The organism is Cupriavidus sp. CP313, from assembly GCF_054072015.1.
Map to the genome: position 1 here is coordinate 31,278 of NZ_JBSVZB010000006.1, position 16,718 is coordinate 47,995.

The 16,718-nt window shown below is 65.9% G+C and carries 17 protein-coding genes; 14 read left to right on the top strand and 3 right to left on the bottom strand.

The features are described from left to right. Positions 1-22: 22 nt before the first annotated feature. Positions 23-1,021, top strand: coding sequence for a Bug family tripartite tricarboxylate transporter substrate binding protein (locus tag ACW4E8_RS10545; RefSeq protein WP_456804451.1), 999 nt, complete (start codon positions 23-25; stop codon positions 1,019-1,021). Between the two features lie 3 nt (positions 1,022-1,024). On the opposite strand, the gene ACW4E8_RS10550 is transcribed toward ACW4E8_RS10545, so the two are convergent. Then, the gene (locus ACW4E8_RS10550) at positions 1,025-1,945 is read right to left on the bottom strand and encodes a LysR family transcriptional regulator (RefSeq protein WP_456804452.1); all 921 of its coding nucleotides are present in this window, start codon (positions 1,943-1,945) and stop codon (positions 1,025-1,027) included. 260 nt (positions 1,946-2,205) lie between these two features. On the opposite strand from ACW4E8_RS10550, the gene ACW4E8_RS10555 reads away from it, so the two are divergent. Together ACW4E8_RS10555 and ACW4E8_RS10560 are read left to right on the top strand one after the other, a co-directional pair. Beyond that, positions 2,206-3,423, top strand: a complete 1,218-nt coding sequence (locus ACW4E8_RS10555; protein WP_456804453.1) for an RNA-guided endonuclease InsQ/TnpB family protein — start codon at positions 2,206-2,208, stop codon at positions 3,421-3,423. A gap of 62 nt (positions 3,424-3,485) precedes the next feature. Further along, positions 3,486-4,529, top strand: a complete 1,044-nt coding sequence (locus tag ACW4E8_RS10560; RefSeq protein WP_456804454.1) for an amidohydrolase — start codon at positions 3,486-3,488, stop codon at positions 4,527-4,529. Positions 4,530-4,539: 10 nt separating this feature from the next. Here the strand turns inward: ACW4E8_RS10560 and ACW4E8_RS10565 are convergent, their stop codons facing one another. Then, entirely contained in the window at positions 4,540-5,121 is a 582-nt protein-coding gene (locus ACW4E8_RS10565) for a nuclear transport factor 2 family protein (RefSeq protein WP_456804455.1), read from the bottom strand. Between the two features lie 109 nt (positions 5,122-5,230). Between ACW4E8_RS10565 and ACW4E8_RS10570 the strand changes: the two genes are divergently transcribed. Next, positions 5,231-5,773, top strand: a complete 543-nt coding sequence (locus tag ACW4E8_RS10570; protein ID WP_010812514.1) for a MarR family winged helix-turn-helix transcriptional regulator — start codon at positions 5,231-5,233, stop codon at positions 5,771-5,773. Here the strand turns inward: ACW4E8_RS10570 and ACW4E8_RS10575 are convergent. After that, the gene (locus ACW4E8_RS10575; protein WP_456804456.1) at positions 5,770-6,993 is read right to left on the bottom strand and encodes an IscS subfamily cysteine desulfurase; all 1,224 of its coding nucleotides are present in this window, start codon (positions 6,991-6,993) and stop codon (positions 5,770-5,772) included. The two genes, ACW4E8_RS10570 and ACW4E8_RS10575, sit on opposite strands and share 4 nt — an antisense overlap. Before the next feature lie 368 nt (positions 6,994-7,361). Here ACW4E8_RS10575 and ACW4E8_RS10580 point away from each other — a divergent pair, with 368 nt between their 5' ends. The 10 genes from ACW4E8_RS10580 (at position 7,362) to ACW4E8_RS10625 (ending at position 16,712) form a co-directional block, all read left to right on the top strand. Beyond that, positions 7,362-7,907, top strand: a complete 546-nt coding sequence (locus ACW4E8_RS10580) for a flavin reductase family protein (protein WP_456804457.1) — start codon at positions 7,362-7,364, stop codon at positions 7,905-7,907. A 36-nt stretch (positions 7,908-7,943) separates the two neighbouring features. Then, complete coding sequence (locus ACW4E8_RS10585) at positions 7,944-9,428, top strand: 4-hydroxyphenylacetate 3-hydroxylase family protein (protein WP_456804458.1); 1,485 nt, start codon at positions 7,944-7,946, stop codon at positions 9,426-9,428. 45 nt (positions 9,429-9,473) lie between these two features. Next, positions 9,474-9,854 (top strand): cupin domain-containing protein, encoded by a 381-nt coding sequence (locus ACW4E8_RS10590; protein ID WP_078199353.1) that lies wholly within the window; start codon positions 9,474-9,476, stop codon positions 9,852-9,854. Between the two features lie 2 nt (positions 9,855-9,856). Beyond that, on the top strand, positions 9,857-11,200 hold the full coding sequence (locus tag ACW4E8_RS10595; protein ID WP_456804459.1) for an amidase: 1,344 nt from the start codon (positions 9,857-9,859) through the stop codon (positions 11,198-11,200). Between the two features lie 47 nt (positions 11,201-11,247). Beyond that, positions 11,248-12,474 (top strand): ABC transporter substrate-binding protein, encoded by a 1,227-nt coding sequence (locus tag ACW4E8_RS10600; RefSeq protein ID WP_456804460.1) that lies wholly within the window; start codon positions 11,248-11,250, stop codon positions 12,472-12,474. Between the two features lie 67 nt (positions 12,475-12,541). After that, positions 12,542-13,231 carry a DUF2848 domain-containing protein gene (locus ACW4E8_RS10605; protein ID WP_456804461.1) on the top strand — a complete coding sequence of 230 codons (690 nt, stop codon included), beginning with the start codon at positions 12,542-12,544 and terminating at the stop codon, positions 13,229-13,231. 49 nt (positions 13,232-13,280) lie between these two features. Next, positions 13,281-14,054 (top strand): ABC transporter ATP-binding protein, encoded by a 774-nt coding sequence (locus tag ACW4E8_RS10610; RefSeq protein WP_456804462.1) that lies wholly within the window; start codon positions 13,281-13,283, stop codon positions 14,052-14,054. A gap of 21 nt (positions 14,055-14,075) precedes the next feature. Next, positions 14,076-14,801 carry an ABC transporter ATP-binding protein gene (locus ACW4E8_RS10615; protein WP_456804463.1) on the top strand — a complete coding sequence of 242 codons (726 nt, stop codon included), beginning with the start codon at positions 14,076-14,078 and terminating at the stop codon, positions 14,799-14,801. A gap of 10 nt (positions 14,802-14,811) precedes the next feature. Continuing rightward, positions 14,812-15,696: a branched-chain amino acid ABC transporter permease gene (locus ACW4E8_RS10620; RefSeq protein ID WP_456804464.1), complete on the top strand. Its 885-nt coding sequence runs from the start codon at positions 14,812-14,814 to the stop codon at positions 15,694-15,696. 71 nt (positions 15,697-15,767) lie between these two features. Beyond that, on the top strand, positions 15,768-16,712 hold the full coding sequence (locus ACW4E8_RS10625; RefSeq protein ID WP_456804736.1) for a branched-chain amino acid ABC transporter permease: 945 nt from the start codon (positions 15,768-15,770) through the stop codon (positions 16,710-16,712). The last annotated feature ends 6 nt before the right edge of the window (positions 16,713-16,718 follow it).

Sequence of the window (16,718 nt, forward strand, 5' to 3'; positions counted from 1 at the left end):
AAGGCTGCCCAAGGAGATCGTGATGAATGCAAACCTGTATGGGAACGCTGCCCGCCTTGCCTGGCTGCGCGTGGCAGGCATCGCCTTGCTGGCGATGCTCTGCAGCGGCGTGCCGCATGCCGCTGGCTACCCCGACCGTCCTGTCACCCTGGTCGTGCCGGGGCCGCCTGGCGGCAGCGGCGACATCACCGCGCGGCTGCTGGCCAAGGAACTGGCTGGCAGCTGGGGCCAGCCGGTGCTGGTCGAGAACCGGCCCGGCGGCGGTGGCATTGTCGGCATCCAGGCGCTGATGCGGGCCCCGGCGGACGGCTACACGCTGATGATGGGCAATACCGGCGTCAATGCCATCAACTACAGCCTGTACCCGAAGCTGCCGTACACCCCCGCCGACATGGCTGGCATTGCCGACGTGCTGGTGTTTCCCAATGTGCTGGTGGTCAAGGCCGACTCACCGGTGCGCAACGTCGCGGACCTGAAGCGGCTGGCATCCGCACAGCCGGGGCGCCTCACCTTCAGCTCATCCGGCATTGGCCAGACCACGCACCTGTCGGGCGAGCTGTTCAAGCTGCGTACCGGCATCGATGCGCTGCACGTGCCGTACAAGGGCGCCAACCTGGGCCTGGCGGCCGTGATGTCGGGCGAGGTGGCGTTCATGTTCGACAACCTGCCGTCGGCGGAGGGTCAGCTGCGCGCGGGCACCGTCAGGGCCCTGGCCGTGACGGGCACGGAGCGCGTACCCGGGCTGCCGCAGGTGCCGACCATGGCGCAGGCAGGCGTGGACGACTTCGTGGTCACCGGGTGGTTCGGGCTGGTGGCGCGCGCCGGCACGCCGCAGCCGGTGATCGATGCGGTCCACCGGTCGGTGGCCGCCATCCTGGCGCGCAAGGAGTTTGGCCAGCGGCTGCAGCAACTGGGCGGCCGGCCGGGCGTGCTGGGGCCGGCAGCCTTCGATGCCTTCATGCGCAGCGAGCGCGACCAGTGGGGCAAGGCGGTGAAGGCCTCCGGCGCAACGGCGGAGTAGGGCCTATTCCCCAGTCATCAGCGCCGAGAAATCCCCCACGATCTGCCGCAACAGCCGTGCCGCAGGCGGCGACAACACCCGCCCCTGCCGCGACACAGTCTGGATCTCGCCTTGGTAAAGCAGGGGATTCTTCATCGGCAGCGACACCACGGGCGCCTCGTTAAGCTGGTTCCCCAAGGCCAGCCGCGTACACAGGACATAGCCAAGCCCCGCCGCAGCAAAATGCCCCAGCGCATTGAATGACGAGGTGGTCAGCAGCGACTGCAGGCGCACGCCTTCGCTGATCTCGGCGGCCTCGATGTGCTGGCGCACGCCGAAGGTCCGGTGCAGGGTGGCGCCGGGGTAGGGCAGCAGGTCCTGCAGGTCCAGCGGCCGGCCCAGCTGCGCCAGCGGGTGCGAGGCCAGCACCTGGGTCTGGATTGGCATCGGATGGGCGTGGTGGCAGCGCAGCCGCGCGTCCTTGGGCGGCTGGAACACCAGCCCGATATGGGCGCTGCCATCGACAATGCGCTGCACGATCTCGTCGGTGCTGCCCACCGACAGGTCCACCGTGATGCCCGGGTGGGCCAGCATGAAGGTGCGCAGGCTATGGCGCATCAGCCATTCCACGAAACCTTCGCCCGCCACGATGTCGATATGGCCGCGCGCCACCTTCTGGATGCTGTCGAGTTCGGCCAGCAACTGCTGCTTCTGGTTGTTCTGGTTGCGCACGTAGGCGGCCAGCAGATCGCCCGCCTCGGTGGCAACCACGCCGCGGCCGTGCCGCTCCAGCAGGCGCGTGCCGCAGTCTTTCTCCAGCACCGCGATGGCCCGGCTGACGGCTGAAGGGTCCATGTCGAGGACTTCGGCGGCGCCGCGGACCGAGCCGCTGTCGAGCACCTGCATGAAGTAGCGCACGCGCCGCGTGTCCAGTTTGTCGTCCATGGAAAGCACGTGTCACTCCGCTTGAGCGTTGAATTGAATGCAACGAGTTTCCCATATCACGATCATTGATCGAGAAGCGCGGCATACTCCGCCCTTCAGGGCGGGGAAGGATAGCGCGACGGTGAGGGCGCTATGGTTGCCGTCCCACTTCGCCGGAAGTTGCGTCGGAGCGCTCCTCGAGATCGTGCGTCAGTACAGACACAGTAGCGACCTTACAGAGTTTCACGTTTGAGCTCTTCGGCTACCTGTACATTGGCCAGATGCAACGACTCCAGGCCTTCAAGTTCGAACTGATGCCGCGCGGTGAACAGCAGCGCGACATGCGCCGATTCGCCGGATCGTGCCGGTTCGTCTACAACAAGGCGCTGGCGCTACAGATCAAAAACTACGAGGCTGGCGGCAAGTTCATCAGCTATGTGGCGATGGCAAAGCGTCTCACCGAGTGGCGCAATGGACCTGGAACACCTTGGCTCAAGGACTCCCCGGTGCACCCGCTGCAACACGCGCTCAAGGATCTGGAGCGAGCCTACAAAAACTTTTTCGCTAGACGGGCCGCACATCCTCGCTTCAAGAAGAAGGGGCAGCGCGACAGCTTTCGCTACCCCGACCGGAAGCAGATCAAGCTGGATCAGGCCAACAGCCGCATCTTTCTGCCCAAGCTCGGATGGATTCGCTACCGCAGCAGCCGGGATGTGCCTGGCGAGGTGCGCAACGCCACGGTATCTCTGCATGCGGGCAAGTGGTTTGTCTCGATCCAGACCGCGCGTGAGGTGGAAAAGCCGGTGCCGCAAGCAACCAGCGCAGTCGGCATCGATGTTGGCATTACCCGATTCGCTACGTTCAGCAATGGTACGTTCCTCGCTCCGCTCCACAGTTTCAAACGGCACGAAGCCAGACTGCGCCGCGCTCAGCGAGCGATGAGCCGCAAGACGAAGTTCAGCGCCAACTGGAGGAAGGCGAAAGCCAGAGTCCAGCGCATCCACGCCCGCATCGGCAACGCCCGCCGCGACTACCTGCACAAGGCCACGGCCACGATCAGCAAAAATCACGCGATGGTCTGTATCGAGGACTTGCAGGTACGGAGCATGTCCAGGTCGGCGGCGGGAACAGGCAAAAGCCCAGGCGCGAATGTTCGGGCTAAGTCCGGCCTGAACAAGTCCATTCTCGACCAGGGCTGGTTCGAGTTCCGCCGGCAGTTGGAATATAAGCTGGCGTGTAACGGGGGCTGGCTTATCGCTGTGCCACCGCAGAACACGAGCCGGACGTGTCCGTGCTGCGGTCAGGTGTCGGCGCAAAACCGTACGACGCAGGCAAGATTCTGCTGCGTCGAGTGCGGATTCGAGAAGAACGCAGATGTGGTCGGAGCGATCAACATTCTGGCGCGGGGACACCGCGTTGCAGCCTGTGGAGAGTCGGTGCAGTCGGGCCGCTCGGTGAAGCAGGAACCCACCGCAGCGACTGCGCAAGTCATCGCGTAGCGCCGAAGGAATCCCCGCCCTTGCCGCCATAAGGCGGCGGTCGGAGGCCGAGGGAGGGGAGGATGTCAAGGACATCGAAGTGCAGCGCGGGCTGGCGACGACGGGCGTGGTCGGCACCCTGCGCAACGGCGACGGCCCCCAGCATCGCGCTGCGCGCGGACCTGGATGCGCTGAACATGCAGGAGCTGGGCAAGGCCGCCCACGCTTCCACCTGCGCGGGCAAGATGCACGCCTGTGGCCACGACGGCCATACCGCCATGCTGCTGGGCGCGGCCGCGCACCTGTCGCGCAACCGCGATGCCTTCCGCGGCACGGTGCATTTCGTGTTCCAGCCCGCCGAGGAGAATGAAGGCGGCGGCCGCGTGATGGTGGAAGAGGGCCTGTTCGACCAGTTCCCGGCCGATGCCGTCTATGGCATGCACAACTTCCCCCAGTTGCCGCTCGGCAAGTTTGCCATCCGCGCCGGCACCATGACCGCGTTCCTGGACAACTTCGAGATCGTCATCACCGGCAAGGGCGCGCATGGCGCCCAGCCGCACCACGGCATTGACTCAGTGGTCGTGTCCGCGCACCTGATCACCGCGCTGCAGACCATTGCCAGCCGCCGCACCGATCCCACCGATTCGGTCGTGGTCAGCATCACGCAGATCCACGGCGGCGATACCTGGAACGTGCTGCCTGAGTCGGTGGTGCTGCGCGGCACCATCCGCACGCTGAACCCCGCCGTGCGCGATCGCACGCAGACCGCGATGCGGCAGATCTGCGAGGGCGTGGGCACGACCCACGGCGCGCGGATCGCGATTGACTACCGCCCCGGCTACCCCGGCGTGGTCAACACCCCCGCCGAGACCGACGCCGCTATTGCCGCCGCCGCGCAACTGGTGGGCGCGGACAACGTGAAGACCGATATCAAGCCGGCAATGGGATCGGAGGACTTCGCCTTCATGCTGGAAAAGCGCCCCGGCGCCTATATCGGCATCGGCGCCGGTGAAAGCGCGGAGGATCCGCCGCTGCACAATCCCTACTACGACTTCAACGACCGGATCCTGCCGCTGGGCGCGGCGTATTGGGTGGCGCTGGTCGCGCAGCAATTGCCGGCCAGATGATCCGCGCCCGTCAGGGCATGCGGGCCGCTTGCGCGAACACGTTCAGGAAGCCCAGCGCGGGCTGCGCCCCGGCGTGCGCTTCGATGGCGGCAGCCAGCACCGGCGCCGGCAGCCAGGGATAGGGCAGTGCCGCCTGCAGGCCCGTCAGCGTGACCGCGCCGGGATCGGCGATCGTGTCCATCCGTTCGATATGGATATGCAGGCTGGCGATACGGTACGTGCCGTCATCACCGGCGGCAAAGCCCCAGCGGTAATGGCCCTTGCCGACGCGCAAGGCGTTGGCCGCGGTTTCCCGCATCACCACCAGCCAGGGGATCGTCATGGCGTTGCCGTCCAGCGCCGCGGCAACGTCGCCGATGTAGTAGGTCCGGCAGCGGTCGAACGTCTTCGCAAACTCGCTGACCAGTGTCGCGGCAATGGCATCCGCGCCTTCGGCCCTGGGCGGAAAGCTGATGGTGTCGGTATCGATCGAGAAGGTCAGCGACGCATCCGCGGCAAAGGCTTCGTGGATCAGCGCCGGGCGGTTGTTGTCCTTGGCCTCGACGTACTGGGCCAGACGGGCTTTGGCGGTGGCAAGCGGGATGGTGTTCATGCTGGACTCAGGGGGATGGGTTGAAGGACAGGGACCCCCGGGGTGTTGCAGCGAGTTTGATAGAATTTGGCACAAAGCTTGCATCAAAAGCTAAGTGGACATTCCGCCGATGGCAACGACTCCTGCAAACAAGAACCTGACCGTAACGCACCCGGCCTGCCTGGTCGACGGCTCGGACCGTGAGTTCCGGCACCTGGTGAATGGCCTGCTGCCGTTTGCCGCGCGCCTGCTGTCCGTGCGCGACGGCTTTGGCAGCCTGATCGGCCTGACGGGGGTCCAGTATTCGCTGATCCGCTCGATCCTGCATCTGTCGCAGCAAGGCGAGGTGACGGTCAACCAGCTCGCCGACCATCTGCACCTGAGCGGCCCGTTCATCACCATCGAGACCGGCAAGCTCAAGAAGCTGGGCCTGATCGACAAGAAGGCCCATCCCGAAGACAAGCGCAAGATGCGACTCACCATCACTGCCGCCGGGACCCGTCTGCTCAATGAACTGCTGCCGGTGCAGCAGCAGATCAACGACGTATTGTTCGACGGCGTTTCCCGCACCGAATTCAAGGTGCTGTGCTCGGTGGTCGACCGGCTGGTCGCCAACGGCGACCGCGCCGCGCTGGATCTCGAACACCTGCAGGCGCGCCGGCAGAAAGGCTAGTGCGCGGCCCACTGCACCGTGCCGACATCGATGCCTTCCTGGTGCATCTCCCATAGCGGGCTCAGTTCACGCAGGCGGGTTACGGTCTCGCTGACCTGCCGAATGACCTCGTCCACCTCTGCCTCAGTGGTGTAGCGCCCAAGCGTAAAGCGGATCGAGCTATGCGCCAGCTCGTCGCTGCGGCCCAGCGCCCGCAGCACGAACGAGGGCTCCAGCGAGGCCGAGGTGCAGGCCGAGCCCGACGACACCGCCACGTCCTTGATGCCCATGATCAGGGACTCGCCTTCGACATAGTTGAAGCTGATGTTCAGGTTGTGCGGGATACGGTGCGCCAGGCTGCCGTTGACGTAGACCTCGTCCAGCCGGGACAGCCCCGCCAGCAGCCGGTCGCGCAACGCGCCCACGCGGCGCGCTTCCTCCGCAAGTTCCAGCTTTGCCAGCCTGAATGCCTCGCCCATGCCCACGATCTGGTGCGTCGGCAGGGTGCCTGAGCGCATGCCGCGCTCATGCCCGCCGCCGTGGATCTGCGCCTCGATGCGGATGCGCGGCTTGCGCCGCACGTAGAGCGCGCCGATGCCCTTGGGGCCATAGACCTTGTGCGCCGTCACGGTGAGCAGGTCGATCTTCAGGGTTTCCAGGTCGATGGCGATCTTGCCGGCGGCCTGCACCGCGTCGCAATGGAACACCACCCCCGCCGCGCGGCAGAGCTCGCCGATCTGCGCGACCGGCTGGATCACGCCGATCTCATTGTTGACCATCATCACCGACACCAGGATGGTGTCCGGCCGCATGGCCGCGCGCAGCGCGTCAAGGTCGACCAGGCCGTCGGTGCCGATGTCGAGATAGGTCACCGCGAAGCCCTGCCGTTCCAGCTCGCGGCACGTATCGAGCACGGCCTTGTGCTCGGTCTTGACCGTGATGATGTGCTTGCCCTTGCCGCGATAAAAATGCGCCGCGCCCTTGATCGCCAGGTTGTTGCCCTCGGTCGCGCCGGAGATCCAGATGATCTCGCGCGGGTCCGCATTCAGCAGTGCGGCCACTTGCGCGCGTGCGGCCTCGACCGCCTCTTCCGCCTGCCAGCCGTAGTAATGGCTGCGCGATGCGGGGTTGCCGAATTGCTGGTGCAGGTAGGGAACCATCTTCTCGACGACCCGGGTGTCGACCGGTGTCGTCGCGCTGTAGTCCATGTAGATCGGAAGGGTCTTCGGCTCGGATTGCATGGCGCTCATTCCTGGAGGCGGATGTGGGGACGACCGTGGGCAAAGCGTACCCGCTGGTCAAGGAAAGTGGGGCCGAGTCTAGCACCGGGTAGCGGCCATTCGCGGCGGCGCCATGCTGCCGGTAGGGTTGCTTGACGCGCGGACAGCTGCAATTCCGGCCGCGTGGCGCCACCTGTCCGCTAGCCGGAAAACCTTGTCCAGCAAGGGTTTCCGGACTTCATCGAGTCGCCTCGGGGGCTGTCCGGCTCCGCACTCTAGGGTTTCCACCAACTTGAATAGCGTTGTTTTCTAGCATTCAATAAAACCTAAGTTACAAAGATAAATAAACAAAGTAACTGGTTGGTGAGAACACTTGCGTAGGAGTCGTGATGGCTGAGTCATCTGTTGGTCAGGGCGTCAAAGCGGACGCCGAAGCGGACGCAGAAGCGCAACGCCGCTTCAGGAATGCGTTGGCGATGTTTGCAACAGGCGTTGCCGTGATTACCGCGCCGCGCGAAGAAGGGCTGCCGGTCGGTATCACGGTGGCGTCGTTCAATTCGGTATCGCTGGACCCGCCGCTGGTGCTGTTCTCGGTGGACCGCCGCTGCCTGAGCCTGGGCGACCTGCGCACCGCGCGGCGCTATGCCGTCAACGTGCTGGCCGAGGCGCAGCAGGATATCTCGAACCGCTTTGCCAGGGCCAATTCCGGCAAGTGGGAGGGCATCGATTTCAGCAAGCGCGACGGGGACAACCATGTGCTGCTGCCGGACGCGCTGGCCACCTTCGAGTGCGAGCCCTATGCCCAGCACGACGGCGGCGACCACGTGATCTTTATCGGGCGGGTGGTCCGTCACCAGGCCCGCCAGGACGGCCGGCCCCTCATCTTCTTTGGCGGCAAGTACCGGGCACTGGAAGACAGTCCGGCCGCCGCCTGAATCCACAAGAACAGACAGTCAGCACAGGAGAACGACATGATCAAGACCGGTAACCAGCACATTGCCATGCTGCGCGATGGCCGCGAGGTGTACCTGGACGGCAAGCGGGTGACGGACGTCACCAGCCACCCGGCCTTCCGCAACTCGATCCGCAGCTACGCCAACCTCTATGACTTCCAGGCGCAGCCCGGCAATATCGACAAGATGACCTTCCAGCCAGTGGGCACCGACCGGCGCGTCAGCCGGATCTGGGAGCTGCCGGCCAGCTACAACGAACTGGTCGAACGCCGCCAGATGCTGGAAGCCTGGACCGAGTTGCACTACGGCTTCATGGGCCGCTCGCCCGACCACGTGGCCTCGTGCATCTCGGGCATGTACATGGGCATCGATGTTTTCGAGCAGGCCGACCCGGCCCGTGCCGGCGCACTGCGCGACTACTACCGCTATGCCCGCGACAACGACCTGTTCCTCACCTATGTGATCGTCAACCCGCAGGCCAACCAGTCCAAGTCCGCGCACGAGCAGGAAGACAAGTACCTGGCGGTGGGCATCGTCGATCAGGACGCGGAGGGCATCACCGTGCGCGGCGCCAAGATGCTGGCCACCAGCGGCATCATGGCCAACGAGGTCTTCTGCAGCTGCATCCAGCCGCTGCGCGAGGGCGACGAGATGTATGCGCTGTCCTTCGCGGTGCCGATGAACACCAAGGGGCTGAAGGTGATGTCGCGCAAGTCGTATGAAGCCAATGCCACCTCGGTGTTCGACAACCCGCTGGCGAGCCGTTTCGACGAGAACGACGCGGTGCTTTACTTCGACGACGTCAAGGTGCCGTGGGAGCGCATCTTCGTCGCGGGCGACGTGAGCCTGTGTGCAAAGCAATTCCACGCCACGCCGGCGCACGTCTACCAGAACTACCAGTGCCAGGTGCGGCTGATGGTGAAGCTGCGCTTCCTGGTGGGCCTGGCGCACCGCATCACCGAGATCAACGGCACCAACAGCTTCCCGCAGGTCAGGGAAATGCTGGGCCAGCTGGCCGCCGAGGCGGGCATGGTCGAGGCCTGGGTCTACGGCATGGAAGCCAAGGGCCAGGTCGGCAAGCACGGCTACTTCGTGCCGGACCGCAGCATGCTGTACGGCTCGCAGGTGGTGACCCAGCAGCTCTACGGCAAGGTGCTGGCCACGCTGCGCGAGCTGGCCGGCGGCGGCATGATCATGCTGCCGTCGAGCATCGAGGATTTCGCCAATCCGTCGCTCGCCGGGATCATCGCCAAGACGCAGAAGTCGCCGGTGTGCAGCCCGGAAGAGCGCGTAAAGTTCTTCAAGCTCGCCTGGGACGCGGTCGGCTCCGAGTTTGCGTCGCGCCACAACCAGTACGAGATGTTCTACGCCGGCGCCACCTTTGTCACCAAGGGCCATGCCTACCGCACCTACGACTGGCAGAACGCATCCGGCCTGGTCGACAACATGCTCGGCAGCTATTCCCTTGAAAGCGAACTGGCCAAGCTGCCGCAGGCCGCCTGACTTCCCGCACCGTTCCCACTTCCTGCATCGACTACGGAGATCGACATGGCAATCACCAAACTTCACGACGAGTTCCACACCCTGGACCTGGAGTCCGGCTGGGAGGTCCCCCACGGCTATCCGTCGGGCATCCAGCAGAAGATCCTGTCCGGCTCGCTGGACGAGGGCGGCCGCAGCGGCAGCCGTACCCGCCTGCTGCGCTTCCAGCCCGGCGTGTTCACCACCTCGCCCTTCGTGCATGAGTACTGGGAAGAGGTCTATCTGCTCAGCGGCGACCTGACCGTCGGCAACGACGCCAATGGCAAGGGCGGCGAAGCCTTCGTCCCCAACACCTACGCCTGCCGCCCGCCCGGCGCCTTCCACGGCCCGTTCAAGTCCGACGGCGGCTGCATGCTGCTGGAGATCCACTACTACGACCCGGCCTGATCATGGAAGCGACCATCGCAACCGCACAGCGCCAGCTTGCCGCGGGCAGCGCCAACGCGCAGTCCTTGCTGGCGGCGTGCGTCGAACGTATCTGCAACCCCGGCGGCGAGGGCGCGCGCGCCTTTCCGCATGGCGTCAGCATGGCCGCGCGCAAGCAGGCCCAGGCGTGCGACATGCTGCGCGAGCAAGGCGTGGCCGGCCCGCTGGCGGGCGTGCCGGTGTCCGTGAAGGACCTGTTCGACGTGCAGGGCGACGTGACCCGCGCCGGCGCCCGCGTGCTGCCGGAGCGTGCCGCCAGCGCCGATGCACCGGCCATTGCGCGGCTGCGTGCGGCGGGGGCGGTGTTTGTCGGACGCACCAATATGACCGAGTTCGCCTACTCGGGCGTCGGCATCAATCCGCACTACGGCACGCCACGCAATCCCTACGACCGGCAAGCCGGCCGCATTCCGGGCGGCTCGTCGTCAGGCGCTGCGGTCTCGGTGACCGACGGCATGGCCCTGGCCGCGATCGGCTCGGACACCGGCGGTTCGTGCCGGATCCCGGCGGCGTTGTGCGGCATCGCTGGCTTCAAGCCCACCGCGCGCCGCGTGCCGCTGCAGGGCACGGTGCCGCTGTCGCCCAGCTATGACTCGGTGGGCTGCCTGGCCAACACCGTGGCGTGCTGCGCCGCCATTGATGCAGTGATGGCGGGCGAGGCGCCGCCCGCGGGGCCGGCGCCGCTGGCCGGGCTGCGCCTGGCGGTGCCCACCGGCCTGGTGCTGGAAGGCATGTCGGACGAGGTGGCCGAGGTCTTCAGCCGCACGCTGCGCCGGCTGTCGGCGGCGGGCGCGCTGCTGCAGGACGTGAGCTTCGACAGCTGGGACCAGCTGGCCGGCATCGGCGCGAACGGCGGCCTGGTCGCCGCGGAAGCCAGTGCCTGGCACGGCAGCCTGCTGGCTGAGCAGGCCGATCGCTATGACCCGCGCGTGCTGTCGCGCATCCGGCTGGCTGACGGGCAGCGTGCCGCCGACTACCTGCGCATGCTGCAGCGCCGGGGCGAGCTGTGCCGGCAGGCCGATGCCGAGCTGGCTGGCTTCGATGCCGTGGTCCTGCCCACCGTGCCGGTCGTGGCGCCGCGCATCGCGGACCTGGACGACGACGAAGCCTTCTTCAGCACCAACCGGCTGCTGCTGCGCAACCCGGCCATCGCCAACATGCTCGACCTGTGCGCGCTGTCGGTCCCGTGCCATCGCCTGGGCGACGCGCCGGTGGGCCTGATGCTGTTCGGGCGCCACCTGTCCGACCGCAGGCTGCTGGCCATCGGCATGGGCATCGAGGCGGCATTGCGGCACGAACGGGGCTGAGCCCCCGCAGCAGTACAGAAGTACCCATAACTACAGTGGAGACAACAATGCCTGATATCCGTACCGGCGCCGCCGTACTGGCCTGCGCCACCCTGTTCGCGGCGACTGCTTCCGCAGCCGACCCGGCCCCCATCAGCGACGGCGTGGTCAAGATCGGTGTGCTGACCGACATGTCGTCGATCTTCTCCGATATCGGCGGCAAGGGCTCGGTGGTTGCCGCGCAGATGGCCGTGGACGATTTCGGCGGCAAGGTGCTGGGCGCCCCCATCCAGGTGGTCAGCGCCGACCACCAGAACAAGACCGATGTCGCCGCCACGCTGGCGCGCGGCTGGTTTGACAACCAGAAGGTCGACGTGATCCAGGACGCCCTGCCGTCCTCGGTCGCGCTGGCGGTATCCAACCTGGGCAAGCTCAAGCACAAGATCGTCATCGCCAGCGGTGCCGGTACCACGCGCCTGAGCAATGAAGACTGCTCGCCCTACACCATCCAGTACTCGTACGACACCTACGCCTTTGCCGCCAACACGGTCAAGGCGCTGGCCCGGCGCGGCGACAACAGCTGGTACTTCCTGACGGTCGACTACGCCTTGGGCGCATCGCTGGAGAAGGACGGCACCGAGGCCCTGTCCAGTGTCGGCGGCACCCTGAAGGGCAAGGCCAGGCATCCGATCAACTCCGCCGACCTGTCGTCCTACCTGCTGCAGGGACAGTCCTCGGGCGCGAAGGTGATCGGCCTGGCCAACGCAGGCGCAGACACGGTCAATGCGATCAAGACCGCCGCGGACTTCGGCATCAACACCGCGGGCAAGCAGAAGCTGGCCGGGCTGCACATGTTTATCAGCGATATCCACAGCCTGGGGCTGCAAGCCGCGCAGGGCATGACGCTGACGACATCGTTCTACTGGGACCGCGACGACGCCACGCGCGCCTGGTCGCAACGCTTCTTCGACAAGACCGGGCGCATGCCGACCCTGGTGCATGCCGGTGTGTATTCGTCGACCACGCACTACCTGAAGGCGATCCAGGCCGCGCGCACCGACGACAGCGATGCCGTGCTGGCGCGCATGCGCGAGACCCCGGTCAATGACTTCTTCGCGAAGAACGGCACGATCCGCGCCGATGGCCTGATGGTGCACGACATGTACCTGGTCGAAGTGAAGCGCCCGCAGGAGTCCAAGCGTCCCTGGGACTACTACAAGATCAAGTCCGTGATCCCCGCGAGCGAGGCGTTCCGCCCGCTCAGCGCAAGCACTTGCCCCCTGGTCAGGAAGTAAGCCCATATCCCTCACCGAGGCCGGCATTCCAGCCGGCGCTCCACCCCATAGCAGAGAGCAAGCGATCATGAAGACCCTTACCTTTGAACTCGACACCCGCCAAGGCAAGTCGCAACGCACCGTCACCATCCACCAGCTCATCGTGGCGGGCTGGACCGGCCGCGACGTCGAAGCCATGGAAGCCCACATCCGGGAACTGGAAGAACTGGGCGTGAAGCGCCCGCCCTATACCCCGGTGTTCTACCGTGTGGCTGCGCAACGCCTGGGCCCGGCACCGGAGATCCAGGTCAGCGGCGAGGCCAGCAGCGGCGAAGCCGAGTTCCTGCTGGTCCGTGACGGCGATGACATCCTGGTGGGCATTGCCTCTGACCATACCGACCGCGAAGCCGAGACCTACGGCATCACCGTGTCCAAGCAGATGTGCGAGAAGCCCTGTGCGTCGGCCTTGTGGCGCCTTTCCGAGGTGGAAGGCCACTGGGACCAGCTGGTGCTGCGCTCCTACGCCACCATCGACGGCGAGCGTGTGCTGTACCAGGAAGGCCCGGTGACCGCCATGCGCTCCCCGGCGGACCTGCTGCAGCGCTTCAGCGGGCATGGCGGCGACTTTGGCGAAGGCTCGGCCATGCTGTGCGGAACGCTGCCCGCGATCGGCGGCATCCGCCCGGCCGATCGCTTCGAGATCGAGCTGGAAGACCCGGTGCTGGGGCGCACGCTGCGCCACGCGTACGCGGTCGCTGCGCTGCCCGTGGCGGGCTGAGCATGCCGCGCCATCCCAACCGACAAGGCAGCGCCACGGAGTCACGGCCATGCACCACGACCTGATACTAGAGACCCGCAACCTCGGCAAGGCCTTCCGCGGTTTTACCGCGGTGAGCGACGTCAACCTACAGGTGCGCCGCGGGTCGATCCATGCGTTGATCGGCCCTAACGGCGCCGGCAAGACGACTTGCTTCAACCTGCTCACCAAGTTCCTGGAGCCGACCACCGGCACCATCCTTTTCAACGGCATCGACATCACCCGTGAAAAGCCCGCGCAGATCGCGCGGCGCGGCGTGATCCGTTCGTTCCAGATCTCGGCGGTGTTCCCGCACCTGACGGTGATGGAAAACGTGCGCATCGGGCTGCAGCGGCAACTTGGCACGGCGTACCAGTTCTGGCGCAGCGAGCGCTCGCTGGACGTGCTCAATGACCGCGCCATGGAGCTGCTCGAACAGGTCGGCCTGACCGAGTTCGCGCAGACGCTGACGGTGAACCTGCCGTACGGCCGCAAGCGCGCGCTGGAGATTGCCACCACGCTGGCGATGGAGCCCGAGCTGATGCTACTCGATGAACCCACGCAGGGCATGGGCCATGAAGACGTGGACCGCGTCACGCAGCTGATCAGGAAGGTCTCGGCGGGCCGCACCATCCTGATGGTGGAGCACAACATGAGCGTGGTCTCGTCGATCGCCGACAAGATCACCGTGCTGCAGCGTGGCGCGATCCTGGCCGAAGGCCCGTATGCGGAAGTGTCCAAGGATCCGCGCGTGATGGAGGCCTACATGGGCACCGTCGACGCGGAACTGCAGGGCGCGCACTGAGACGGCCCGGGGGAACGACACATGACGACATCCAACACACCCGCGCTCGAGATCAAGGACCTGCACGCCTGGTACGGCGAATCGCACATCCTGCATGGCGTGGACCTGACCGTGAACCGCGGCGAAGTGGTCACGCTGCTGGGCCGCAACGGCGCTGGCCGCACCACCACGCTGCGCGCGATCATGGGACTGACCGGCGCGCGCAAGGGCTCGATCAAGGTCAATGGCCACGAGACCATCGGCCTGCCCACGCACAAGATCGCGCACTACGGCATTGGCTATTGCCCCGAGGAGCGGGCGATCTTCTCCAGCCTCTCATGCGAAGAAAACCTGATGCTGCCGCCGGTGCTGAAGGGCGCCGACACCAGCAAGGGCATGAGCGAGACCGAACTCTACGAGATGTTCCCGAACCTGAAGGAGCGCCGCCAGAGCCAGGGCACGCGTCTTTCCGGCGGCGAGCAGCAGATGCTGGCGGTCGGGCGCATCCTGCGCACCGGCGCGAACCTGCTGCTGCTCGATGAAATCTCGGAAGGGTTGGCACCGGTGATCGTGCAGGCGCTTGCGCGCATGATCCTGATGCTCAAGCAGAAGGGGTACACGGTGGTGATGGTGGAGCAGAACTTCCGCTTTGCCGCGCCGCTGGCGGACCGCTTCTACGTGATGGAGCACGGCAGCATCGTCGAGCGCTTCGCGGCCAGTGAGCTGCAGGCCAGGATGCCGGTGCTGCATGAACTGCTGGGCGTATAAGGAGCGACTCATGAATCTGTTTGAAATCCCGCTCCCGGCGCTGCTGTCGCAGTTGTTGCTCGGGCTCGTCAACGGCGCCTTCTACGCCATGCTGAGCCTGGGCCTGGCGGTGATCTTCGGGCTGCTGAACGTCATCAACTTCGCGCACGGTGCGCTCTTCATGCTGGGTGCGGTGCTGGCGTGCGCCGGCATGACCTATGCGGGGCTCAGCTACTGGGCGATGCTGCTGCTGTCGCCGCTGGTGGTGGCCGCGCTGGGCGTGGTGATCGAGAAGACCATGCTGCGCTGGATCTACAAGCTCGACCATATCTACGGCCTGCTGCTGACACTGGGCATCACGCTGGTGATCGAAGGCATCTTCCGCTCGGTCTATGGCGTGTCCGGGCTGCCCTATGCACCGCCCGAGGCGCTGCAGGGCGCCTCCGACCTCGGCTTCATGCGCTTGCCCAATTACCGCGTGTGGGTCGTGATGGCGTCGCTGACGGCGTGCTTTGCCACCTGGTACGTGATCGAGAAGACCAAGCTGGGCGCCTACCTGCGCGCCGGCACTGAGAACGCCAAGGTGGTCGAGGCGTTCGGCGTCAACGTGCCGCGGATGGTGACGCTGACCTACGGCTTCGGCGTGGCGCTGGCCGCGTTTGCCGGGGTGCTGGCGGCGCCGGTCATGCAGGTGTCGCCGCTGATGGGTCAGAACCTGATCATCGTCGTGTTCGCGGTGGTGGTGATCGGCGGCATGGGCTCGATCATGGGCGCGATCCTGACCGGGCTGGGGCTGGGCGTGATCGAAGGGCTGGCCAAGGTGTTGTATCCGGAAGCATCTTCCACCGTTGTCTTCGTCATCATGGTGGTGGTGCTGTTGTTGCGCCCGGCAGGGCTGTTCGGAAAGGAGAAGTGATGAGCGGACAATCTATCGCCGCAATCGGCATGCGGCAGCAGCAGGTGGCGGGGCGCCTGCCAAAGCAGGTGATGTACGGCGTGGTGCTGGTGTGCCTGCTGGCCGCGCCGCTGGCCGGTGCGTATCCGGTGTTCGTGCTCAAGGTGCTGTGCTTCGCGCTGTTCGCGTGCGCCTTCAACCTGCTGATCGGCTATACCGGGTTGCTGTCGTTCGGCCACGCGGCCTTCTTCGGCGGCGCTGGCTATGCCGCCGGCCATGCCATGAAGGTCTGGGGCGTGACCCCGGAAATCGGCCTGATCCTGGGTACCGCTGCGGGCGCGCTGATCGGCTATGTGGTGGGCTCGCTGGCCATCCGCCGGCAGGGCATCTACTTCTCGATGATCACGCTGGCGCTGGCGCAGATGCTGTTCTTTATCTGCCTGCAGGCGCCGTTCACCGGCGGCGAGGACGGCCTGCAGGGCATTCCGCGCGGCAAGCTGTTCGGGGTGCTGCCGCTGTCGGACGACCTGACGCTGTATTACGTGGCGCTGGCGATCATCGTCGCCGCCTTTGCGCTGATCGTGCGCACGGTGCATTCGCCGTTCGGCCAGATCCTGAAGGCGATCAAGGAGAACGAGCCGCGCGCGATCTCGCTGGGCTATGACGTCGACCGCGTCAAGCTGACCGCCTTCGTGCTGTCGGCGGCGCTGTCGGGGCTGGCCGGCTCGGTCAAGGCGCTGGTGCTGGGCTTCGAGACGCTGACTGACGTGCACTGGTCGATGTCCGGCATGGTGATCCTGATGACGCTGCTAGGGGGGCTCGGCACACTCACCGGCCCGATCGTCGGCGCGTTTGTTGTGATCGCGCTGGAGAACAAGCTGGGCGAACTGGGCAGCTACCTTGCGGCCGTGACGGGCATCGACTGGTTCAACGGGCTCGGTGAATCGGTGTCGATGGTGACGGGCATCATCTTCATCGTGTGTGTGCTGACCTTCCGCAAGGGGATCGTGGGCAGTCTGGGGCGACGCCCCGGGTGAGTCGAA